Here is a 24359-nt window from a genome sequence, read left to right as displayed (position 1 = left end):
ATAAACTTATAAGCCACCTCGTAAGAGATGGCTAAAAAATACCCAAGGAGCTCTAAAAAGGACGCCATTCACTTTCTGACTTAAATACCACTCCTGAAAAATCTTTGTTCTCGATTAATTCAGCCAGTTTTTCATCGACACATAATAACCACTCGATAGCATCCAGTTGAAATATAGTTTTCTGCATTTCAATATCTTTCTTAAGGACAACTCGATCAATTGAATCAACCTCTCCATCAAACTCACTAAATATTGAATGATTTCTATCCAGTAAATCGCAAATCGCAAGAACATTTAAAAAATAGTATTCACCAAAACTTTTACCTTGGTAATTAACCTCAATCGGTAGGAATTCAACTTCACTCGTTTGTGTGTGCTTAGAAATTAAATCAGATAACCGTCGACTCACGATTAATAAAGGACCACTAAGAAAACTATCCGCAGGCTTGTCATCTGATATGACATCAATAGTAACTTTTGGCCATTTGTCTCCTAGGGCAACGCCTCCCGTTAGATTCAATCCTATTAATACACTAGACTGCGTTACTTTGCCTTGAGTAAGATCGGAATCTCTATCTACCTTGTTGGTCCAAATTTTAAGTGTCATTACTACTTCCTACTTTTCCATTGCGGATCATCCAATTGCGATCGAGCTTCATTCTTTTCCAGAGCATTCCTAATGTTACTTTCTGTTTTTCCAATTTCATCTACAAAAATCATATCATCGATCAAACCACGACCATACTTAGTTTACAACGCTCTCATTTCTCGTCGAACTAAAGCATCTGAGAACCTTGGTGCCTTGCACTTAGATGTCTACCCACGTGTAAGGGAAGGCCTATTTCGACAGATGTTTTAATATTAGTTGGAAGTGCAATCCCATTTGCACCTCTGTTAATGTTGTAATCAAGTTCGGTAGCTCTATGCATGACCGGATATTCCTGAGCAATATTGATACTAATTTGGTGATTTCCAGCATGGTTTTCAGGTAACCCGCCAACTATTTCGTTATTTAACTTGAGCCCATAACCTCTGCTTAAAGAACCGCCATAATAATTCGCAACACTCCCCCCTTTGAGTTTTATTTAAGGGGATGATTTGGACAATTTCCTCTATACCTACAACATATTGAACTTTGCGTTTACTACCATCTGAATGATTGATATAACGATGAAAGGTAACTTCGTTCTTCTCGCAATCAATATGGTCTAAATCGTATTCATATCGAATATAATTTTAACTTTGGGTTTTCTGATAATGCCACGAATGATGGCTCGTTCAGCAAACAACAAACTCCCCACCATAAACATAAAGCCATCTCAAGAGAAAGATGGCTTATAGACTGAATTGCTAACTAAAGGGTGTTATCGAGTGATCTTCCCTGCTTTTACATCTTCTAACCAATGTCCTTCGACGAGATAAGGAGGAAGCCAACTGGTTTCAATAGATAGACGGTTGCCTTTGTCATACCACATACATGCCATACCAAGCAGAGGGAAAGATATGAAGGTTTCTATAGAAATTAAGCCCTCTGGCTTATCGAGCCTCATTTGGTATTGCTCTTGGAACTGTAGGTTCTTAATGAGTACTTCTTCAAAGTCATAACCGATGTCAGTTGTCAGGGCCGCAAAAGTTTCCAAAATACCCATGGCGATTTCTAATGCCCAATCATCACCCTGAGAAACTGCCGCGTCCATCGCGGCCACCAGTTTATCAGGGTAGTCCGACGTGCGGTTATGGAACGACTGAATGACATCTACTAGCATATAAGACAGCTCACCCGCTTTGGTAGAGCTCTGTCTCATCAAAGAAATCGGAAAGTTCGCCAATACATCCATGCTAGGTTTATCACGCACAATCACCGAAGTAAAATACGCATCTAGCCACATTGAAGGACAAATGAAGCCTGTTTTTAAAATACTTTCACCATCCCATGTTACTTCTGGATAGCCGAGTATCTGGATACTTAATGGTTCCTTCGGATACATAGCGAGCCGATGATAACAAGCGCCCATTAGCGAAGTTTCATAAAGACGCAAGGTACATATTTGCTCATCTTCATGTGAGGCTTGAAACCAGGTATACCAGCGAACCTGGTCAATGGCAAAATCACCAAGACTGACCAGATTTTCCCGCCTGATTTTAAGGCCTTCTTTTCTGTTATCTAAAACCCGGTTTATAAATTTTTTCCGATTCACAATGGCTTGTGTGTCAAGTTCAGGATTTGCTTTTCGCTCTAAAAATTTGACCGATTTTTTACTTTGCATTTTTGACTTAATCCTTTTGAATCAATTTTAAACTCTGACACTTCTAGTTTTACGTCCGAGGCTTTTCCACTTTCTGGGATGCTGCGTATGTATATATCGAATAGGTCTACCGGATAAAGCGGCATATTGGATTTCGTCGGCAGCTAATTTTTAAGTTGTTCCTCCTTTATTCTCTGACATTAACTTAACTATTTCCGCCGCATATTTACTTGTCCCTTGCTGATATGCTTCATTGCCAATTTTACGACTGCCGAGCGGCCTGCTGCCACCCTTAGCCTCGACGATGATGATTTCTTCAGTATCATCTGAGAGGTACACCATATTGAATCACCTGGTTTCGATCCCTAAGCTGCAAGGTCTTTGGGATGGAGCAACTTAGCATTAGGGCGTATATTCCGAATAAAGTCATCCGCGACCAATTCACCAATTTTTGCAGACTGCTGGTTAATTTTGGCGATTTGAACGTTATTATACTGAATTACTAACTAAAGGAGTTTATCGAATGATCTTCCCTGCTTTTACATCTTCTAGCCAACGCCCCTCGACGAGATAAGGAGGAAGCCAACCAGTTTCAATAGATAAACGGTTGCCTTTGTCGTACCACATACATGCCATGCCAAGCAGAGGGAAGTTGATAAAAGTTCTGATGCCTATCCTATCTGGTCCTAATTCTCTAAGATGATATTTCTCTTGAAACTGTAGGTTTTTAACGAGCACTTCCTCAAAATCATAACCAATGTTAGTAGTGAGCGCTGCGAAGGTTTCTAGGATCCCCATCGCAATTTCCAACGCCCAGTTATTCCCTTGAGCTACCGCTGCGTCCATTGCTGCGACGAGTTTATCAGGATAGTCCGATGTGCGATTATGAAACGACTGGATGACATCTACTAACATGTAAGACAGCTCACCCGCTTTAGTAGAGCTCTGTCTCATCAAAGAAATAGGAAAGTTCGCCAATACGTCCATGCTAGGTTTATCACGAACGATGACAGAGGTAAAATAGGCATCTAACCACATTGAAGGACAAATGAAGCCTGTTTTTAAAATACCTTCGCCTTTCCATGTTACTTCAGGATAGTCGAGGATCTTTATGGTTAATTTATCATTGGGATGTATTGCAAGGCTATGATAACAAGCACTCATCAACGAAGTTTCATAAAGGCGTAATGTACAAATTTTTTCGTCTTCACATGAAGCTTGATACCACGTAAACCAGCGCACTTGCTCGAATGCATAATCTCCAAAGCTAATCAAGTTCTCTCGCCTAATTTTGAGCCCTTCTTTTCTTTTATCTAAGATTCGATTGATATAATCTTTCTCAGAAGCAATGCTATTATCATCTAACCTGGGCCTTGCTGTACGCTCTATAATTTTGGCTGGCTTTTTACCTTGCATTGTTGAACTAACCCTTCTTAATCAATTTTAAACTCAGCTATTCCTACTTTTATATCTGATGCATCTCTGATTTTTTTCGCAGCTATTTTTTCTGTCGTTTCATCTTCGTTTTCAGACATTAGCTTAGTGATTTCTTCAGCATATTTGCTAGACCCTTGCTGATACGCTTCGTTTCCAATCTTACGGCTGCCCATCGGACAGCTCCCCCCCCCTTTGGCCTCAACAATTATAATTTCACCTGGTGGCGGCTCTTCCACCTCGTAAACCATATCAAAATCGCCCGGCTTCGAAATTGAGGTTCCAATATCTTTGGGATGAAGCAGCTCAGCATTAGGACGTTTACTCCGAACAAAGTCATCCGCGGCTAACTCACAAATTTTTGCAGATTGCTGATTAATCTTGGCGATTTGAACGTTATTATACTGAATTGCTAACTAAAGGGTTTTATCGTGTGATCTTCCCTGCTTTTACTTCTTCTAACCAACGCCCTTCGACGAGATAGGGAGGAAGCCAACCAGTTTCAATAGATAAACGGTTGCCTTTGTCGTACCACATACAAGCCATGCCAAGCAGAGGGAAAGAGATGAAGGTTTCTATAGAAATTAAGTCCTCTGGCTTATCGAGCCTCATTTGGTATTGCTCTTGGAACTGTAGGTTTTTAACTACTACTTCTTCAAAGTCATAACCGATGTCAGTTGTCAGGGCAGCAAAAGTTTCCAAAATACCCATGGCGATTTCTAACGCCCAGTCATTACCCTGAGCAACTGCCGCGTCCATCGCGGCCACCAGTTTATAAGGGTAGTCCGATGTGCGATTATGAAACGACTGGATGACATCTACTAACATGTAAGACATCTCACCCGCTTTAGTAGAGCTCTGTCTCATCAAAGAAATCGGAAAGTTCGCCAATGCGTCTAAACTTGGCCTGTCACGCACAATTGCCGATATGAAATACATATCAATCCATCTATTAGGATTTATGCACCCCGTTTTTAAAATACCTTCCCCGTCCCACTTTACTTCAGGATAGTCGAGAATCTTTATAGTTAATTCATCATTAGGATTCCTAGCAAGTCGATGATAACAAGCGCCCATTAGAGAAGTTTCGTAAAGACGTAATGTACAAATTTGTTCGTCTTCATGTGAGGTTTGAAACCATGTATACCAGCGAACCTGGTCAATGGCAAAATCACCAAAACTAACCAAGTTTTCTCGCCTGATTTTAAGACCTTCTTTTCGCTGTTCTAATATCTTATTGATGAATTCTTTCTCAGAATAAACTCCACTTTCACTCAGCTCAGGATCTGCTTTGCGTTCTACAATTTTGATTGTTCCTTTACTTTGCATTTTAACGTAGTCCTTTGGAATCAATTTTAAACTCTGCTACTTCTACTCTTAAGTCTGAGGGCTTCAAGCTATTCGAGTAAAAGGGCTTATGTATCTTTAAAAAGGACACATAATGCCAAGTGTAACGCAACAAAACGTCAGAAATGATGACCTAGTTCCCTTTGAAGCTTAGCGAATTATATTTCCGGCTTTTACATCCTCTAACCAACACCCTTCGACGAGATAGGGAGGAAGCCAACCAGTTTCGACAGATAAACGGTTGCCTTTGTCGTACCACATACAAGCCATGCCAAGCAGAGGGAAGTTAATAAAAGTGCGGATGCCTATCCTATATGGTCCTAATTCTCGAAGATGATATTTTTCTTGGAATTGTAGGTTTTTGACTAGCACTTCCTCAAAGTCATAACCAATGTTAGTAGTGAGCGCTGCGAAGGTTTCTAGGATCCCCATCGCAATTTCCGACGCCCAGTTATCCCCTTGAGTTACCGCTGCGTCCATTGCTGCAACCAGCTTGTCAGGATAACCCGATGTGCGATTGTGGAACGACTGAATGACGTCTACTAGCATATAAGACAGCTCACCCGCTTTGGTAGAGCTCTGTCTCATCAAAGAAATCGGAAAGTTCGCCAATACGTCCAAGCTAGGTTTATCACGAACGATGACAGAGGTAAAATACGCATCTAGCCACATTGAAGGACAAATGAAACCTGTTTTTAAAATACCTTCGCCTTTCCAAGTTATTTCAGGATGATCAGGTACCTTAACCGTCAAAGGGCTTTCAGGTTTTTGAGCTAGTCGATGATAGCTAGCTTGCATTATCGAGGCTTCAAATAGACGCAGCGTTCCTATTCGGTCATTTAGTTCAGACACTGGAAACAAAGTATATAACCTAACTTGCTCCCAAACCCCGTCTGTTAGATATATCAAGTTTTCGCGCTTTATTGTGATACGATGTTTTCTTTTCTCTAAGTTTTTTTCTATTTGTTTTGTATAGTAATTAAGTTCCTCAGTATTCAACTCGTAGGCTGCTTTTCTATTTATCTTTTTCATACTAACTTTACTTCCCTTAACCTAATTCTTCGAGGCTAATATCAAACTCTTTTACATTCACTTTAGATACGCCATCTGAAGCATCAATTTCTGCTAGGGTATGTAAACACCTGTCTAGAATATCATCTTGCACTGCTGATGTAATTTCGTCTGCAGCAGCTCTTTCTGTTGTACCAGCTTTTTGTTCAGACATTAATTTAACGATTTCCGCCGCATATTTGCTTGTCCCTTGCTGATATGCTTCATTGCCAATTTTACGACTGCTGAGCGGCCTGCTGCCACCCTTAGCCTCGACGATGATGATTTCTTCAGTATCATCTGAGAGGTACACCATATTGAAATCACCTGGTTTCGATCCCTAAGTTGCAAGGTCTTTGGGATGGCTCAACTTAGCATTAGGGCGTATATTCCGAATAAAGTCATCCGCGACCAACTCACCAATTTTTGCAGACTGCTGGTTAATATTACCAATTTGAGCGTGATACCCCTCTTCGCCAGCTCGAACGTCCATTGCCTCTTGACGCTCTTTCAAGCATTCATCAATTTTTGCTTTGTTTCTTTCTGTTAGCTCATAATCACTCGTATTGAGTTCAGACTTTTTTATACTATGCCAGCATTGGCTACCCCAAACCTGTTGGGTCAATCCACTGGATATGGTGGACTACATATTGGTAATGCCACCAATGATGGAGCGTTCAACAAACAACAAGCTCCCCACCTCAAACATAAAAGCCACCCCATAAGAGATGGCTTATATATTGATTTGCTAAAGGAGTTTATCGAGTGATCTTCCCTGCTTTTACATCTTCTAGCCAACGCCCCTCGACGAGATAAGGAGGAAGCCAACCGGTTTTAATAGATAAACGGTTGCCTTTGTCGTACCACATACAAGCCATGCCAAGAAGAGGGAAAGATATGAAAGTTTCTATAGAAATCAAGTCCTCTGGTTTATCAAGCCTCATTTGGTATTGCTCTTGGAACTGTAGGTTCTTAACTAATACCTCTTCAAAGTCATAACCGATGTCAGTTGTCAGGGCAGCAAAAGTTTCCAAAATACCCATGGCGATTTCTAACGCCCAATCATCACCCAGAGCAACTGCCGCGTCCATCGCGGCCACCAGTTTATCAGGATAGTCCGATGTGCGATTATGAAACGACTGGATGACATCTACTAACATGTAAGACATCTCACCCGCTTTAGTAGAGCTCTGTCTCATCAAAGAAATCGGAAAGTTCGCCAATGCGTCTAAACTTGGCCTGTCACGCACAATTGCCGATATGAAATACATATCAATCCATCTATTAGGATTTATGCACCCCGTTTTTAAAATACCTTCCCCGTCCCACTTTACTTCAGGATAGTCGAGAATCTTTATAGTTAATTCATCATTAGGATTCCTAGCAAGTCGATGATAACAAGCGCCCATTAGAGAAGTTTCGTAAAGACGTAATGTACAAATTTGTTCGTCTTCATGAGAGGCTTGAAACCAGGTATACCAGCGAACCTGGTCAATGGCAAAATCACCAAGACTAACCAAGTTTTCTCGCCTGACTTTAAGGCCTTCTTTTCTGTTATCTAAAACCCGGTTTATAAATTTTTTCCGATTCACAATGGCTTGTGTGTCAAGTTCAGGATTTGCTTTTCGCTCTAAAAATTTGACCGATTCTTTACTTTGCATTTTGACTTAATCCTTTTGAATCAATTTTAAACTCTGCTACTTCTACTTCTACTACTACGTCTGAGGGCTTCAAGCTATTCGAGTAAAAGAGCCTAGGTATCTTTAAAAAGGACACATAATGCCAAGTGTAACACAACAAAACGTCAGAAATGATCGCCTAGTTCCTTTTGAATCTTAGCGAATTATATTTCCGGCTTTTACATCTTCTAGCCAACGCCCTTCAACAAGATAGGGTGGAAGCCAACCGGTTTCAACAGATAAACAGTTACCTTTGTCGTACCACATACAAGCCATGCCAAGCAGAGGGAAAGAGATGAAGGTTTCGATTGAAATCAATTTTTTAGGAGCATCCAAGCGCATTTGATATTGCTCCTGGAACTGCAGGTTCTTAATGAGTACCTCTTCAAAGTCATAACCAATATCAGTTGTCAGGGCGGCAAAGGTTTCTAAAATGCCCATGGCGATTTCTAATGCCCAGTCATCACCCTGAGCAATTGCAGCGTCCATTGCTGCGACTAGCTTATCAGGGTAATCCGATGTGCGGTTGTGGAATGACTGAATTACATCCACTAACATGTAAGAAAGCTCACCTGCCTTAGTGGCGCTTTGCTTCATTAGAGAAATCGGAAAGTTCGCCAACAGGTCCATACTGGGTTTGTCACGCACAATCACCGAAGTGAAATAAGCATCAAGCCATCGGTTAGGGTGTAAACACCCCGTTTTTAAAATACCTTCACCTTTCCAGATTACTTCCGGGTATCCAGGTAATTGAATACTTTGAGGCTCGTCTGGTCTCATGGCGAGCTGATGATAAAAGGCACGCATTAATGATGCTTCATATAGACATAGTGTGCCGGTTCGTTCGTTTTCGATTGAATGTGGAAGCCATGTATACCACCTCACCTGCTCAAACGCTTCATCGCTTAAAGCAACTAAGTTCTCTCTGCGAACATTGATTACGTCTTTACGCATATCAAGGTCTCGATTAATATCAGAGCTGTAACCTTGGACTAACTCTGGGGTCAGTTTCGGATTAGCATTTCGCTCAATTCTAACTTTTCTAGACATTTATAACTCCCCTAAATCTATTTTAAATTCTTTGCCTTTAACCTTTGAAACCTGTCCCGCGTCATAGATTGCCGTTTGAGTATGAATGTACCTAATAGGTCGCCCTCTCTTTAACGCTAGTTTTATTTCCGTTGCCGCTTCCCACTCTGTTGTACCTCGCTCATTCTTAGACATCTCACCAATTTTTGCAGACTGTTGGTTAATTTTGGCGATTTGAGCGTTACATCCCGCTTCGCCAGTTCGAGCGTCCATTGCCTTTTGACGCCCTTTCAAGCATTCATCAATTTTTGCTTTGTTTTTTTCTGTTAGCTCATAATCACTCATATTGAGTTCTGAGTTTTCTTTATACTTCGCTTTATTCAGCACAAGATCTTCAGTAAAGATCGTGCAACCTTCCTCTCCACCAACTTTCTCTGAGTTAAAAACATGCGCATTGATAAATTTCTCAATCCCAACAACATACTGCACTTCGTGTCTGCTGCCATCTGATTGATTAATATGACGATAAAAAGTAATCTCGTTTCTCTCGCAATCAATATGGTCTAAATCGTATTCATATCGAATATGATTTTTACCTTTGGGTTTTCGGATTTTGACTTGCGAGCGAACGCCATCTTCTCCGACAGATGACTCTTTTGCTGCCTCTAAAATCTGGTCGCAAACCTCTTGGGGAACATTGTTTGACGCCTGATACTCAGCCAGCATTTGCTGCAAGCGTTTTAGCCCTTCTTCACACAAGAAGCCTGTTGGGTCAATCCGTTGGATAGGATTGACTGCATATTGGTAATGCCACCAATGATGGAGCGTTCAACAAACAACAAGCTCCCCACCTCAAACGTAAAAGCCACCCCATGAGAGATGGCTTATATATTGATTTGCTAAAGGAGTTTATCGAATGATCTTCCCTGCTTTTACATCTTCTAACCAACGTCCTTCGACGAGATAGTGAGGAAGCCAACCGGTTTCAATAGATAAACGGTTACCTTTGTCGTACCACATACAAGCCATGCCAAGCAGAGGGAAGTTAATAAAAGTTCGGATGCCTATCCTATCTGGTCCTAATTCTCTAAGATGATATTTCTCTTGAAACTTTAGGTTTTTAACGAGCACTTCCTCAAAATCATAACCAATGTTAGTAGTGAGCGCTGCGAAGGTTTCTAGGATCCCCATCGCAATTTCCAACGCCCAGTTATTCCCTTGAGCTACCGCTGCGTCCATCGCGGCCACCAGTTTATCAGGATAGTCCGATGTGCGATTATGAAACGACTGGATGACATCTACTAACATGTAAGACATCTCACCCGCTTTAGTAGAGCTCTGTCTCATCAAAGAAATCGGAAAGTTCGCCAATGCGTCTAAACTTGGCCTGTCACGCACAATTGCCGATATGAAATACATATCAATCCATCTATTAGGATTTATGCACCCCGTTTTTAAAATACCTTCCCCGTCCCACTTTACTTCAGGATAGTCGAGAATCTTTATAGTTAATTCATCATTAGGATTCCTAGCAAGTCGATGATAACAAGCGCCCATTAGAGAAGTTTCGTAAAGACGTAATGTACAAATTTGTTCGTCTTCATGCGAGGTTTGAAACCAGGTATACCAGCGAACCTGGTCAATGGCGAAATCACCAAGACTGACCAGGTTTTCCCGCCGGATTTTAAGGCCTTCTTTTCTTTTATCTAATATTTTATTGATAAATTCTTTCTCAGAAGAAACCCCACTTTGACTCAACTCAGGGTTTGCTTTGCGTTCTACAACTTTACTTTGCATTTTAAATTAGTCCTTTAGAATTAATTTTAAACTCTGCCACTTTTAGTTTTACACCCTATGCATCCCCGTTCTCTGGAATGCATGCTTGAGTATGTATATCGAAGAGGTACGCCGGATAAAGCTGCATCTTAGCTTTGCTTGCTGTTATTTTTCAGTCCTTCTTTTTTCAGACATTAGGTTGGTGATTTCTGCAATGTATTCCGTTGTCCCTTACTGATATACCATATTTCCAATCTTACGGCTGCCCAGCGGGCCGCTATCCCCTTTGGCCTCAACAATTATAATTTCACCTGGTGGCGGCTCTTCCACCTCGTAAACCATATCAAACTCGCCCGGCTTCGAAATTGAGGTTCCAATATCTTTGGGATAAAGCAGCTTAGCATTAGGACGCTTACTCCGGACAAAGTCATCTGCGGCCAACTCACCAATTTCTGCAGATTGCCGATTAATCTTGGCGATTTGAGCGTTATATCCCGCTTCGCCAGTTCGAGCGTCCATAGCCTTTTGACGCTCTTTCAAACATTCATCAATTTTGGCTTTGTTTCTTTCTGTTAGCTCATAACCACTCGTATTGAGTTCAGAGTTTTCTTTATACTCTGCTTTATTCAACACAAGATCTTCAGTGAAGATCGTGCAACCTTCTTCCCCGCCAACTTTCTCTGAGTCAAAAACATGCGCATTGACAAATTCCTCAATCCCAACAACATACTGCACTTCGTGTCTACTGCCATCTGAGTGATTAATATGACGATAAAAAGTAATCTCGTTTCTCTCGCAATCAATATGGTCTAAATCGTATTCATATCGGATATGATTTTTACCTTTTGGGGAACGTTATTTGGCGCCTGATACTCTGCCAGCATTTGCTGTAAGCATTTTAACCCTTCTTCACAGAGGAAACCTGTTGGGTCAATCCACTAGATGGGGTTGATTGAATATCGGTAAACATATAAGCCACCTCATGAGAGGTGGCTTTTATACTGAATTGCTAACTAAAGGAGTTTATCGAGTGATCTTCCCTGCTTTTACATCCTCTAACCAGCGCCCCTCGACGAGATAAGGAGGAAGCCAACCGGTTTCAATAGATAAACGGTTGCCTTTGTCGTACCACATACAAGCCATACCAAGCAAAGAGAAAGAGATGAAAGTTTCTATAGAAATCAAGTCCTCTGGCTTATCGAGCCTCATTTGGTATTTCTCTTGGAACTGAAGGTTCTTAATGAGTACTTCTTCAAAGTCATAACCGATGTCAGTTGTCAGGGCAGCAAAAGTTTCCAAAATACCCATGGCGATTTCTAACGCCCAATCATCACCCTGAGCAACTGCCGCGTCCATCGCGGCCACCAGTTTATCAGGGTAATCCGATGTGCGGTTATGGAACGACTGTATGACGTCTACTAACATATAAGACAGCTCACCCGCTTTGGTAGAGCTCTGTCTCATCAAAGAAATCGGAAAGTTCGCCAACACATCCATGCTAGCTTTGTCACGGACGATGACAGAGGTAAAATAGGCATCTAGCCACATTGAAGGACAAATGAAGCCTGTTTTTAAAATACCTTCGCCTTTCCAGGTCACTTCTGGGTATCTAGGTAATTGAATACTTTGAGGTTCGTCAGGCCTCATCGCTAACTGATGATAAAACGCGCGCATTAATGACGCTTCATACAGGCAAAGTGTTCCGATTTGTTCATTTTCTATGGAGTGTGGGAACCACGAGTACCATCTCACTAGATAAAACGATTCATCACTTAAAGCAACTAAGTTTTCTCTACGAATACTGATTACCTCTTTGCGCGTATCAAGGTCTTCATCAATATCAGAACTATAGCCTTTGATTAACTCCGAGGTCAGCTTTGGATCAGCATTTCTTTCTATTTTAATTTTGTCAGACATTTTAAAACTTCCCTAAATCTACATTAAATTCTTTTACTTTAACCTTTGAAACTTTCCCTGATTCAGAGATTGGGGTTTTAGTATGTATATATCTGATTGGGCGTCCACTCCTCGAAGCGTTTCTTATTGATTTAGCTGCTTCCCACTCTGTTGTATTTCGCCGATTCCTAGACATCTTACCAACTATTGCCGCTGCATATTTAGCCGTTCCTTGCTGACATGCTTCGTTTCCTATTTTTCTACTACCCAAAGGACTGCTCCCCCCTTTGGCCTCAACAATGATAATTTCACCTGGTGGTGGCTCTTCCACCTCGTAGACCATATCAAAGTCGCCCGGCTTCGAAATTGAGGTTCCAATATCTTTGGGATGAAGCAGCTTAGCATTAGGACGTTTACTCCGGACAAAGTCATCCGCGGCTAACTCACCAATTTTTGCAGACTGTTGGTTAATATTGCCAATTTGAGCGTTATATCCCTCTTCGCCAGTTCGAGCGTCCATTGCCTCTTGACGCTCTTTCAAGCATTCATCAATTTTTGCTTTGTTTTTTTCTGTTAGCTCATAATCACTCATATTGAGTTCTGAGTTTTCTTTATACTCTGCTTTATTCAGCACAAGATCTTCAGTGAAGATCGTGCAACCTTTCTCCCCACCAACTTTCTCAGAGTCAAAAACATGCGCATTGACAAACTCCTCAATCCCAACAACATACTGCACTTCGTGTCTGGTGCCATCTGAATGATTAATATGACGATAAAAAGTAATCTCGTTTCTCTCGCAATCGATATGGTCTAAATCGTATTCATATCGGATATGATTTTTACCTTTTGGGGAACGTTATTTGCGCCTGATACTCTGCCAGCATTTGCTGTAAGCATTTTAACCCTTCTTCACAGAGAAAACCTGTTGGGTCAATCCACTAGATGGGGTTGATTGAATATCGGTAAACATATAAGCCACCTCGTGAAAGGTGGCTTATATACTGAATTTCTAACTAAATGATAATTTATCGAGTGATCTTCCCTGCTTTTACTTCTTCTAGCCAACGCCCCTCGACGAGATAAGGAGGAAGCCAACCGGTTTCAATAGATAAACGGTTGCCTTTGTCGTACCACATACAAGCCATGCCAAGCAGAGGGAAGTTAATAAAAGTTCGGATGCCTATCCTATCTGGTCCTAATTCTCTAAGATGATATTTCTCTTGAAACTGTAGGTTTTTAACGAGCACTTCCTCAAAATCATAACCAATATTAGTAGTGAGCGCTGCGAAGGTTTCTAGGATCCCCATCGCAATTTCCAACGCCCAGCTATCTCCTTGAGCTACCGCTGCGTCCATTGCTGCAACCAGCTTATCAGGATAGTCCGATGTGCGGTTGTGGAACGACTGAATGACGTCTACTAGCATATAAGACAGCTCACCCGCTTTGGTAGAGCTCTGTCTCATCAAAGAAATCGGAAAGTTCGCCAATATGTCCATACTAGGTTTATCACGCACAATCACCGAAGTAAAATAAGCATCCAACCATCGATTAGGGTGTAAACATCCAGTTTTCAAAATACCTTCGCCTTTCCATGTCACTTCTGGATAATCAGGTAATTTAACGCTTTGAGGTTCTCTTGGTTTAATGGCAAGTTGATGGTAAAAAGCACGCATCAATGACGCCTCATAAAGGCAAAGTGTTCCGATTTGTTCAGTTTCTATTGAAGATGGAAAGCAAGTATACCACCTCACTTGTTCTGAAACGTCGTCGCTAAGAGCGACTAAGTTCTCTCTACGGATTGCTATTAGCTCTTTGCGCTCATCTAAATCCTCATTGATATACATTTGGTAGTCAGCGACATCATTTAGTGTTAGATGAGGTTCCGCCTTTCTCTCTACGTGATTTTTCTTATTTTTTTCAGGCATTTATTTCACTCCTAATCCTACGTTAAATTCTTTTACATTAACTGAAGAAACCTCTCCAGCATCAGAAATAGCTGCTGTGGTGTGAATATATCTAACAGGAATTTTTTTTCTCAATGCTTTATTTATACTTCTGGCCGCTTTCCATTCGGTTGTACCTTTGTCCTTTTGAGCCATTAAATCAGTAATTGCAGTTGCATATTCAGTTGTCCCTTGCTGATATGCCATATTTCCGAGCTTACGACTGCCTAGCGGGCTGCTCCCCCCTTTGGCCTCAACAATGATAATTTCACCAGGTGGTGGCTCTTCCACCTCGTAAACCATATCAAAGTCGCCCGGCTTCGAAATTGAGGTTCCAATATCTTTAGGATGAAGCAACTTAGCATTAGGACGTTTACTTCGAACAAAGTCATCCGCAGCCAACTCACCGATTTTTGCAGATTGCTGATTAATCTTGGCGATTTGCGCGTTATATCCTTCTTCGTCAGTTCGAGCCTCCATAGCCTCTTGACGCTCTTTCAAACATTCATCAATTTTTGCTTTGTTTCTTTCTGTTAGCTCATAACCACTCGTATTGAGTTCAGAGTTTTCTTTATACTTTGCTTTGTTCAGCACAAGATCTTCAGTGAAGATCGTGCAACCTTCTTCCCCGCCAACTTTCTCTGAGTCAAAAACATGCGCATTTACAAATTCCTCAATCCCAACAACATACTGCACTTCGTGTCTGCTGCCATCTGAATGATTGATATGACGATAAAAAGTAATCTCGTTTCTCTCACAATCAATATGGTCTAAATCGTATTCATATCGAATATTGTTTTTACCTTTGGGTTTTCGGATTTTGACTTGCGAACGAACGCCATCTTCTCCGACAGATGACTCTTTTGCAGCTTCTAAAATCTGATCGCAAACCTCTTGGGGGACATCGCTTTGCGCCTGATACTCAGTCAGCATTTGCTGTAAGCGTTTTAGCCCTTCTTCACAAAGGAAACCTGTTGGGTCAATCCACTGGATAGGATTGACTGCATATTGGTAATGGTTAATGCCACCAGCAATAGATATCGGGTCTTGTTGGATAAAACGTCCTAGCTTAGGGTCGTAATACCGAGCGAGGTTGTAATGTAAGTTGGTTTCTCGATCGAAGTACTGCCCTTGAAAACGCAATGGATTTGCTACATTTTCAATATGTACATGAGCAAAACCGTGAGCATCGTAACTTGCACTCCATACAACATTCCCTTCGCAATCGATTAGTCGCTCTGGTTTACCAACTTGATCGCACTGGTACCAATAAATAACGTCATTTTCTAGCAGTGCCACTGGCGTGTAGGTTTCAGGTTGATATAGGTACCAGCGGAAAGCACCTGAAGAGCGTTCACCAATTAAACGTTCACCTTCCCACAAGAACTCTGTAACGCCTTTTTGTGTAATTTTCTTCGTTCTGCGCCCTAGAGCATCATATTCATATTGACTGATGACATCGTCGGTGTGAACTTCAATGAGCTGATTTAACGCATCAAACACTCGAGTCTGAACTTGTCCTTGCCCCTCACGTTTTGTCTGGTTTCCTTGCGCGTCATATTTGAACCGGACACGATCGTGTACTTCAATACGATCAGCGAATACCTCTGAAGTTGGCAAAGTAGGATTGCCAAAACTATCGTATTCAAACTTAGTCACTTCTCCGGAAACATTGACTCGTTTCAGTTGCCCTAAGGCATCGTACTGATAATGCGTTGCTCCTGCCGTATTATCAATGATTGATGAAATGCGGTTTTGTGCGTTGTAAACGTACTTTTTCTCTCTATCTGGCCAATGTTGTTCAACCAAACGACCAACACCATCATAAATGATGCGCTCATTAAAATGTGCCGTTTTAATTTGGGAAACTCGTCCCATTTCATCGTAATGAAATTTGATTTGAGGTAAATCTAGGTTTCCAAATCGAATCGCTGAAAAACGCCCATATCGATCATAAGAGAAGTTCAGCTCCGTATTATCTGGCAGTACCTGAGATACGCGTTGGCCAACTCTGTTAAACTCCTGCGCTATCTCAAACTGACCTTGAATGCGCTTTGTTAAATGCCCGAATGAAGAGTATTGGTATTGCAATGTTTGATGGCGATTGGATGCGAAAGTAAGTCGCCCACCAAGTGTATAATTGAAGTGGTTCTCTACAATACTGCGACCATTTCCTGCTTTGACGTGCTTGAGATAACCCGCAGCGTCATAGCGGTACAGCACGGTCCTATCGGCGACTTGCTTACGATGGATCCGCCCCATATCGTCATAATTAAATTGGCTTTGTAGATTATCAAACCCAACAGTTCCTGATAGCTGGCCTTCATCGTCATACAGGAATTCGAATTCTAAGCCGTCACTCCGAACTAATTTAGTCAGGTTACGTTGTTGATTGTATTCATAAGAAATATGGCTGCCATCGGGGAAGATGACTGCTTCTTGTTGCGCGAGTGCTCCCCACTGATACGAGGTAATGCCTGCTGGCGTTCGAATCTGAGCAACACGGCTGTGCTCATCGTAAGAATATTCTTCGCTATAACCGACTTTGTCTTCGTCGTTAAAATAACGAACTGATGTACGCCTGCCAAATTGATCATAAGCGAGTTGAGCAATACACCCATCGGGATAAGCGACGCCATTCACCAGATCTTCTTCGTTGTAGCTGTAACGAAGTAATGTACCGTCTATTTCATTCGCGATAAGTCTTTGTTGTTCATCCCACCACCACTGACTTTTCTTACCATCTTCAGACTCTTTTTTGACGACTTGACCGTGTTTATCGTAATCATATTCCGTGACACAGCCGAACTGATCGGTATCCCAAACTCTTTGACCGAGGCTATTGTAGTAAGCCTTCTCGATATCCCCGTCAGGTGAAACCGTTTTAACTAACTTACCTAAGCCGTCATAACCATATTGAATTTCTTTGCCAGAGGAATGAAGCTTAGAAACTAATTGACCATGCTGATTATATTGATAATTGACCGTTGACTGATCAGGATAGATAGCTTGTGCTTTTCGTCCTAATTCATCATATTGCCATCGCCAAGTTTTACCTGTGGGGCTTATTTTCTCGAGTATGTTACCCTGCTCGTCATGCAAGAAAGACCATTGATGATCTAACGAGTCAGAATAAGAAGAATGATTTCCCTGATAATGGAAGCGATAGTCATAAATTCCTGCGTCCCCAACGTTCCTGATGCATTTCGCGTTAGCACCTTCGCCATCCCATTCAAAATAATGAGTAAAGCCAGTTGGTCGTACACGCTTAACAATTAAATGACCGCTATATTGATATTGTTCCTTTAAGCCCAAATGATTAGTTGCACTGACCAAATCATCGTGCTCATCATAGGTATAAGTTGTCAGAACTTTTTGGGACTTTGCATTAAGCAGTTCTACAAGGCGTCCTTGCTTATCATATTGACATTCAAGAACCGGACGCTTGTTATATGCGATCTCGATCAATCGATGGTTTCGAGAATACTGCAATTGAAACGTTGAAAACGTGCCATTTCTAACTTGTTTAACAAGCCAACGATCATCTTTCTGTTCAAATCGATATTGATGCCCATTAGCGAGCGTCACGATCCGAGTTGCTGAATTTAGGAAATAACAGCTCGCACCAGCGTATATCTGGTAACTTGTTGCTCCAATATCTACTGGCTCAAATGCTGTGATATCGGCCTTATCGTCAACAAACTCCCAAGCGATAACATTGTCTTTCTCGTCCGTCTTCTCGCGTAATTCAAACTGAAATGCATGTCGCCAACCAAAGCCCATTCCATGATTTACATCCGACTGCGAAGAGCGATAAGTACGCTGCCAAGTAGTGCCTTGTTGTGGCTCGATATCATAGAGTTCGAGAATTTCTTCACCCGTCACAAGTGATACAGGATCACCGGCTTTCTCATGTTTTTCGCTGCTTTGTTGCTGAGGCTTGGCGGATGCGGCACTTCTGCCACTCTTTTTATTCGACTTCCCCTTTCCCTTCGATGGTTTTGCATTGACGGTATTTTGAGTCGGTGGAGGCGTAACCGCTGACGAGAGTGCGTAGTTTTCTCCGGTCGGTACAATTCGAGCGACATGCAAGTCACCGTTCACCAAAGCATTGGCAAACGTTGAATTATAGTGTTGGGAAGTAAGCTCACCGTCAGGTATGTTTGGCTTGAATTGACCAATCAAATAGAACAAGTCTTCGACAGAGCGAAGGTCAAGCTCACCAAAGCTCTCAAGAAACTCTATTGCCTCTTGTTTGGTCACGAATGTTTTAGGTTCGCCGCTAGTAAGTAACTGACCAGAGAAGTGATAACTTTCGCCAAAGCGATTCGTGATAGGAATGACGAATTGAGGGATCATAGCCGTAACGTGTTTGTCCTTTTCTTACCTTGCCGCATCATTTAATGCTCGTTTCGCTCTTTTTATTTGTGAGAGCAAGATGCCTTAATCAAACATCCTCCGATAGAGATTCATCTGTATGCGTAGACTGAATGTATTGATGGCAATTTTCACGTATGCAACTCTTTGAATTTCTGAGCGCAGCGTACTTTAACGGGACGATGAATCCTGAGTAAATGAACAATAGCGTGAGTGAGACTAATGTCTCATCGCGACGCGATTTTTTTACATGTTTCTTACTTAACTATGATTTTCTGCCCAGTTACGTAAATTCACTCAATAAGTTGCATCAAGTATCACCTGTAGGACTCAGCGCTTCATATTTGAGACATGACAGCAAAAAAAAACCGCCTGTTAAGGCGGTTTTGCTTAAAGAGTGTTGATTAAAGGTTTGGACCTGTCGATGGTCTATGTGGTTGGTTATTCCGCAGTTGCTGCATCCCTTGAAACATTCGCATAAACCACACCAAGATGGCTAATGCAGCAAACACCATCCCTACCCAAGGAATAAAGTAAGCGATGGTTTCAAGCAAAGTACTATGCAACCAATAATCACTCACGCCAACGAGTACACCATTAGAAGTCGCGACGGTGACGATCAACACAACAAAAAACGTCAGGTAGAGGAAGAAGGTGCGAATTAAACCGTAGTAATGAGAAATCACTACGTCGCCGTCTTCTCCCTTATCTAATCGATAACCCGCATAGATAATTGCGATAACGCCTGAGATCAGAAACGTAAACGGGGTCAGACAGCTCAGGATGTACGCAACCCAAATCCCGTTATGAGGTTTGTTCATTCGCTTTCGCTCCTTTTGCTTCCGTTTGTGCCGTATCTGTTTCGCCCATCGCTTCTTTGGATTTCACTTCTTCATACCAAAGATCGTGATGCTCTTTCGCCCATGTTTCATCAACTTCACCTGTCACCATGCCTTCTAGCGCACCTTCCATACCGAATAGACCAATATAGATGTGGAAGATAAAGCCACAGATTAGAATCAGTGCCGAAATCGCGTGAACTAAGTTAGAAAGCTCCATGTCACGGCGAGTTTGGCCAAAGATAGGAAAATCTAGAACTAAGCCACTCACTGCCGCGATAGCACCAAAGAAGATCAACAACCAATAGATTGCCTTCTCACCACCGTTTGAGAAACCAGCTGACGGATGTGTGCCTTTGTGTTTACCAACCATGCCGCCCATTTTCATAAACCAACGAACATCTGTCATGTTTGGAATCGACTTGCGCCACCATTTAAAGAGCACGAGCATCAGCAAAATGAAGAACAATGGCCCCATGTAATTGTGGTACTGCTTCGCCAACATGACGATAAAGCCCCAAAACTCGGTAGGAACATACGGTTTTAAAAAGTGCTTACCGTAAACCAGCATCAAACCACTGAATGCAAGCGTTAAGAATGTAAACGCCATACTCCAGTGGAGAGCGCGATCCAAGCGAGACCAGCGCTTCATCTTTTTGCCTGTACGAGGCTTACTTAGCATCAAAGGGCCAACAAATACGTAAGCCATGATAACCATCGCGATACTGCCGAAAATCGCGACAGCACCAGCAGGAGACATCCATTTCTCTTTTAGAATGTACCAAGTCTCACCAGGTTTACTGATTAATACGCCATGTTCTGGCGATTTAGACGTGGTATAACCTTCTTGCCCCTCTCTGACTTCACGCCAATAATCTGCACCTGCAAGTTGCGTTATCTCCTGTTGAATAACTTTAGAAGATTGTTCCTCTGCTGAAGCAGGCATTGCGAAAGTCAGCAGCAATGCCGTCATCATTGACAGCATTGCTAGAGACGCACGTTTAAGCGTGTTTAACATGTGCCTCTCCTTACTTAGCTTTTCGTCGCATCGTAAGAAAGATCGTTTCCGTCTGTCCAACCTGCGTTTTTCGCGCCGCGTTCTACCACACGTTGACGGAAAATGTCAGAGACTTTCTCTGCGTCACCCGCAAGCAGCGCTTTTGTTGAACAAAGCGATGCACACATTGGTAACTTGCCTTCTGCGATACGGTTCGCACCGTATTTTTGACGTTCTTCCTCAGAGCCAGGCTCTGTTTCTGGGCCGCCCGCACAGAAAGTACATTTATCCATTTTGCCACGTTCGCCAAACGCTTCTTGTTTAGGGAACTGAGGTGCGCCAAACGGACAAGCAAACAAACAGTAACCACAACCGATACACAGATCTTTATTGTGAAGTACGATGCCGTCTTCTGTATGTTCGAAACAATCAGCTGGACAAACTGCCATACAAGGCGCATCGGTACAGTGCATACAAGCAACAGAGATAGAGTTTTCACCAGCTTCACCGTCGTTTAGTGTTACCACGCGGCGACGTTGAATGCCCCATTCAAGCGCATCGTCGTTTTCGTTCTTACAAGCAGTAACACAGCCGTTACACTCGATACAGCGTTTGGTGTCACATAGAAATTTCATTCGTGCCATTGTCAGACTCCTTACGCTTTACGAATGTTACATAGGGTTACTTTGGTTTCCTGCATCAAGGTAACCGGGTCGTAACCGTAAGTGGTTGCTGTGTTAGCCGATTCGCCAACAACGTAAGGTTGTGTACCTTCTGGGTATTTAGGACGTAGGTCTTCACCTTCGAACTTACCGCCAAAGTGGAACGGAATGAACGCCAAACCAGGTTTCACACGACGTGTTACCATCGCTTTCACCTTGATTCGTCCTTTCTCTGCACCTTCAACCCAAACATCATCACCATCTCTAAAGCCAAGATCGTTCGCGTCTTTCGGGTTCACTTCAACAAACATTTCTTGTTGAAGCTCGGCAAGCCAAGGGTTTGAACGCGTCTCTTCACCACCACCTTCGTATTCAACCAGACGGCCAGAAGTCAGAACGATTGGGTACTCGCCCGATTTGTCCTGCTCTTGAATGGATTTATACAACGTAGGTACACGGAAGATTGCATCTTTGTCTTCCCAAGTTGGGTAATCCGTTACAAGGTCACGACGTGGTGTGTAAAGTGGTTCGCGATGCAGTGGCACACGGTCTGGGAACGTCCAAACAATCGCACGCGCTTTCGCGTTACCAAATGGAATACAACCGTGCTTGATCGCGACACGCTGAATACCGCCAGACAGATCTGTTTTCCAGTTTTTACCCTCTGCTGCCACTTTCTCTTCAGCCGTTAGATCGTCCCACCAACCAAGTTGTTTCAATAACTTGTCAGTGAACTCTGGGTAACCATCTTTGATTTCACAGCCTTTCGAGTAGCTGTCTTCTGCAAGAAGGCTCTTGCCTTCGAATTCCACCCCAAAGCGCGTACGGAAGTTGCCGCCACCCTCTGCAACCGTCTTAGACGTATCGTAAAGAATGTGTGTGCCTGGGTGTTTCATTTCTGGTGTACCCCAACATGGCCAAGGTAGACCGTAGGTTTCACCGTTGACAGGGCCACCTTCCGCTTCCAATGTGGTTTTGTGGAACGTATGCCAGTTTTGTTGGTGCGCTTTCAAACGCTCTGGGCTTTGACCTGTGTAACCAATCGTCCACATGCCTTTGTTGAATTCACGCGTTAGGTCTTCAATCACCGGCTGGTTGTTTTCAACACGGATATTTTTGAACAGAAGATCTGAATAGCCCAGTTTCTTCGAAAGCAGGTACATGATTTCATGGTCAGGTTTTGATTCGAACAAAGGTTCAATCACCTGATCACGCCATTGTAGAGAGCGGTTAGAAGCGGTAACACTGCCGTATGTTTCAAACTGTGTTGTTGCAGGAAGCAAGTAAACGCCGTCGGTACGGTCGTTCATTACCGCAGCAACAGTTGGGTATGGGTCCACGATCACCATCATGTCCAGCTTCTGCATCGCTTTTTTCATCTCAACACCACGTGTTTGAGAGTTCACTGCGTGTCCCCAGTAGAACATTGCACGGATGTTTTCGCGTTGACGAATGTTGTCTTTGTTTTCCAGTACACCATCAACCCAACGGGATACAGGAATACCTGCACTGTGCATTGGTTTCTGACCGCTATAAGCGTTGTCATCGAAACGACCTTTAATCCATTCGTAATCGATTTCCCACACTTTTGACCAATGACGCCAAGCCCCTTCAGAAAGGCCGTAGTAGCCCGGTAGCGTGTCAGAAAGTACGCCAAGGTCGGTTGCGCCTTGTACGTTATCGTGACCACGGAAGATGTTTGCGCCGCCGCCTGATTTACCAATGTTACCAAGTGCTAGCTCAAGCACACAGTAAGCACGTGTGTTGTTGTTACCGGTAGTATGCTGAGTACCACCCATACACCAAACGATACAGCCTGGGCGATTTTCAGAAAGCAGTTTTGCTGTTTGGTAAACGTCTTCTTCGCTTACGCCTGTTACACGCTCAACTTCTGCTGGCGTCCACTTCGCTACTTCAGCACGGATTTCATCCATACCGAATACACGTTGACGGATGAACTCTTTATCTTCCCATTGGTTTTCGAAGATGTGCCACAACACACCCCAAATGAATGCTACGTCAGAACCAGGACGAAGTGATACATAGTGATCCGATTTTGCTGCCGTACGTGTACGACGAGGATCCGCTACGACGATCTTACAGTTGTTCTTCTCTTTTGCGATCAGAATGTGCTGCATCGCTACTGGGTGTGCTTCAGCTGGGTTTGAACCAATGAACAGCATCGACTTACAGTTGTGCATGTCATTGAAAGAGTTGGTCATCGCACCGTAACCCCAAGTGTTTGCTACACCCGCCACGGTTGTTGAGTGACAAATACGCGCTTGGTGGTCAACGTTGTTAGTGCCCCAAAGTGATGCCATTTTGCGGAACAAGTACGCTTGTTCGTTGCTGTGCTTTGCGCTTCCCAAGAAGTAAACCGAATCAGGGCCAGACTCTTTGCGGATGTCCATCACCTTGTTACCGATTTCTTCGATCGCTTGATCCCAAGAAAGCTTTTTCCACTTACCGTTTTCAAGCTTCATTGGGTATTTAAGACGGCGCTCACCGTGGCCATGTTCACGTAGTGCTGCGCCTTTTGCACAGTGACCACCGGCGTTAAATGGATGGTCGAATGCAGGCTCTTGACCCGTCCAAACACCATTTTGAACTTCTGCGTAAATACCACAACCCACTGAACAGTGAGAACAGATAGTACGTTTCACTTCTGTTTTCGCTTCTGGATCGACGGATTTTGCTTGCGCTTTTTTCATCATTCCCGGTGCGAATAGACTAGCACCAACCACTGCGCCACCAGCGGCAAGCGAAGTGTTTTTCATGAATGCACGACGAGATACGCCAAGCTGGTTCGTTTCTTTGCTCACACTGTCGGAGCGTTTGACAAGTTTCATCCGTTATCTCCTAAAGTGTGTCGTAGTAATCGCGAATGTGTTGAGTTTCACGATACCCTTTCTTCTTCACGTCTTTTTCAGAAGGCTCAACCGTTTCTGAAGCAACGGCCACTTTCGTGGTTCCCGCAACAACAGCACCAGCAACGGCAGCGGTTGTGAAGCCTTTTAGGAGATCCCTACGGCTTGTGTTTATTTCTTTATTATCTTTCATCATTGCTTCCTTACCTTACGGTAG

Annotated in this window: 20 protein-coding genes and 3 pseudogenes; all 23 read right to left on the bottom strand. The window is 42.9% G+C overall.

The annotated features are described in order from the left end of the window. Positions 1 to 52: 52 nt before the first annotated feature. A complete protein-coding gene (locus OO778_RS08765) occupies positions 53 to 607 on the bottom strand; it encodes a DUF1629 domain-containing protein (protein ID WP_046875290.1) in 555 nt (184 codons plus the stop codon). A gap of 169 nt (positions 608 to 776) precedes the next feature. Then, a complete protein-coding gene (locus OO778_RS08760) occupies positions 777 to 929 on the bottom strand; it encodes an AHH domain-containing protein (RefSeq protein ID WP_080936776.1) in 153 nt (50 codons plus the stop codon). A gap of 435 nt (positions 930 to 1364) precedes the next feature. After that, complete coding sequence (locus OO778_RS08755) at positions 1365 to 2267, bottom strand: immunity 49 family protein (RefSeq protein WP_264909168.1); 903 nt, start codon at positions 2265 to 2267, stop codon at positions 1365 to 1367. Positions 2268 to 2417: 150 nt separating this feature from the next. Then, entirely contained in the window at positions 2418 to 2588 is a 171-nt protein-coding gene (locus OO778_RS08750; protein WP_005398475.1) for a hypothetical protein, read from the bottom strand. A 174-nt stretch (positions 2589 to 2762) separates the two neighbouring features. After that, entirely contained in the window at positions 2763 to 3662 is a 900-nt protein-coding gene (locus tag OO778_RS08745; RefSeq protein ID WP_046875287.1) for an immunity 49 family protein, read from the bottom strand. A gap of 17 nt (positions 3663 to 3679) precedes the next feature. After that, the gene (locus tag OO778_RS08740) at positions 3680 to 3856 is read right to left on the bottom strand and encodes a hypothetical protein (protein ID WP_240312152.1); all 177 of its coding nucleotides are present in this window, start codon (positions 3854 to 3856) and stop codon (positions 3680 to 3682) included. A gap of 250 nt (positions 3857 to 4106) precedes the next feature. Further along, a complete protein-coding gene (locus OO778_RS08735; protein ID WP_264909162.1) occupies positions 4107 to 5009 on the bottom strand; it encodes an immunity 49 family protein in 903 nt (300 codons plus the stop codon). Between the two features lie 168 nt (positions 5010 to 5177). After that, positions 5178 to 6059: an immunity 49 family protein gene (locus OO778_RS08730; RefSeq protein WP_264909160.1), complete on the bottom strand. Its 882-nt coding sequence runs from the start codon at positions 6057 to 6059 to the stop codon at positions 5178 to 5180. 16 nt (positions 6060 to 6075) lie between these two features. Next, positions 6076 to 6654 (bottom strand): annotated as a pseudogene (locus OO778_RS08725) (type IV secretion protein Rhs); the annotation flags it as partial. Positions 6655 to 6835: 181 nt separating this feature from the next. After that, positions 6836 to 7738, bottom strand: coding sequence for an immunity 49 family protein (locus tag OO778_RS08720; RefSeq protein WP_264909158.1), 903 nt, complete (start codon positions 7736 to 7738; stop codon positions 6836 to 6838). Positions 7739 to 7912: 174 nt separating this feature from the next. Further along, on the bottom strand, positions 7913 to 8806 hold the full coding sequence (locus OO778_RS08715) for an immunity 49 family protein (RefSeq protein WP_074191466.1): 894 nt from the start codon (positions 8804 to 8806) through the stop codon (positions 7913 to 7915). Next, positions 8807 to 9595: pseudogene (locus tag OO778_RS08710) on the bottom strand (hypothetical protein); the annotation flags it as partial. A gap of 99 nt (positions 9596 to 9694) precedes the next feature. Beyond that, positions 9695 to 10582 carry an immunity 49 family protein gene (locus OO778_RS08705; RefSeq protein WP_104969451.1) on the bottom strand — a complete coding sequence of 296 codons (888 nt, stop codon included), beginning with the start codon at positions 10580 to 10582 and terminating at the stop codon, positions 9695 to 9697. Between the two features lie 210 nt (positions 10583 to 10792). Continuing rightward, positions 10793 to 11296 (bottom strand): hypothetical protein, encoded by a 504-nt coding sequence (locus OO778_RS08700; RefSeq protein ID WP_258615737.1) that lies wholly within the window; start codon positions 11294 to 11296, stop codon positions 10793 to 10795. 288 nt (positions 11297 to 11584) lie between these two features. Further along, complete coding sequence (locus OO778_RS08695) at positions 11585 to 12478, bottom strand: immunity 49 family protein (protein ID WP_104969456.1); 894 nt, start codon at positions 12476 to 12478, stop codon at positions 11585 to 11587. Position 12479: 1 nt separating this feature from the next. Continuing rightward, a pseudogene (locus tag OO778_RS08690) lies at positions 12480 to 13437 on the bottom strand (type IV secretion protein Rhs); the annotation flags it as partial. Between the two features lie 45 nt (positions 13438 to 13482). Further along, on the bottom strand, positions 13483 to 14382 hold the full coding sequence (locus OO778_RS08685) for an immunity 49 family protein (RefSeq protein ID WP_074191462.1): 900 nt from the start codon (positions 14380 to 14382) through the stop codon (positions 13483 to 13485). Next, positions 14383 to 18759: an RHS repeat-associated core domain-containing protein gene (locus tag OO778_RS08680; protein ID WP_074191461.1), complete on the bottom strand. Its 4377-nt coding sequence runs from the start codon at positions 18757 to 18759 to the stop codon at positions 14383 to 14385. It abuts the gene before it with no gap. A gap of 422 nt (positions 18760 to 19181) precedes the next feature. Continuing rightward, positions 19182 to 19598 (bottom strand): hypothetical protein, encoded by a 417-nt coding sequence (locus OO778_RS08675; protein ID WP_104969459.1) that lies wholly within the window; start codon positions 19596 to 19598, stop codon positions 19182 to 19184. Next, positions 19582 to 20634: a formate dehydrogenase subunit gamma gene (locus tag OO778_RS08670; protein ID WP_074191459.1), complete on the bottom strand. Its 1053-nt coding sequence runs from the start codon at positions 20632 to 20634 to the stop codon at positions 19582 to 19584. The genes OO778_RS08675 and OO778_RS08670 overlap by 17 nt, the downstream gene beginning before the upstream one ends. A gap of 14 nt (positions 20635 to 20648) precedes the next feature. Beyond that, positions 20649 to 21257, bottom strand: a complete 609-nt coding sequence (gene fdh3B, locus OO778_RS08665) for a formate dehydrogenase FDH3 subunit beta (RefSeq protein ID WP_005377536.1) — start codon at positions 21255 to 21257, stop codon at positions 20649 to 20651. Positions 21258 to 21268: 11 nt separating this feature from the next. Further along, positions 21269 to 24124, bottom strand: coding sequence for a formate dehydrogenase subunit alpha (locus OO778_RS08660; RefSeq protein ID WP_074191458.1), 2856 nt, complete (start codon positions 24122 to 24124; stop codon positions 21269 to 21271). A 10-nt stretch (positions 24125 to 24134) separates the two neighbouring features. Beyond that, positions 24135 to 24335 carry a twin-arginine translocation signal domain-containing protein gene (locus OO778_RS08655; RefSeq protein ID WP_005396171.1) on the bottom strand — a complete coding sequence of 67 codons (201 nt, stop codon included), beginning with the start codon at positions 24333 to 24335 and terminating at the stop codon, positions 24135 to 24137. Positions 24336 to 24359: the final 24 nt, after the last annotated feature.

It is taken from the genome of Vibrio sp. STUT-A16, assembly GCF_026000495.1.
GTDB classification, from domain to species: Bacteria; Pseudomonadota; Gammaproteobacteria; order Enterobacterales; family Vibrionaceae; genus Vibrio; species Vibrio diabolicus.
This window is presented reverse-complemented; position numbering and strand designations above follow the sequence as displayed.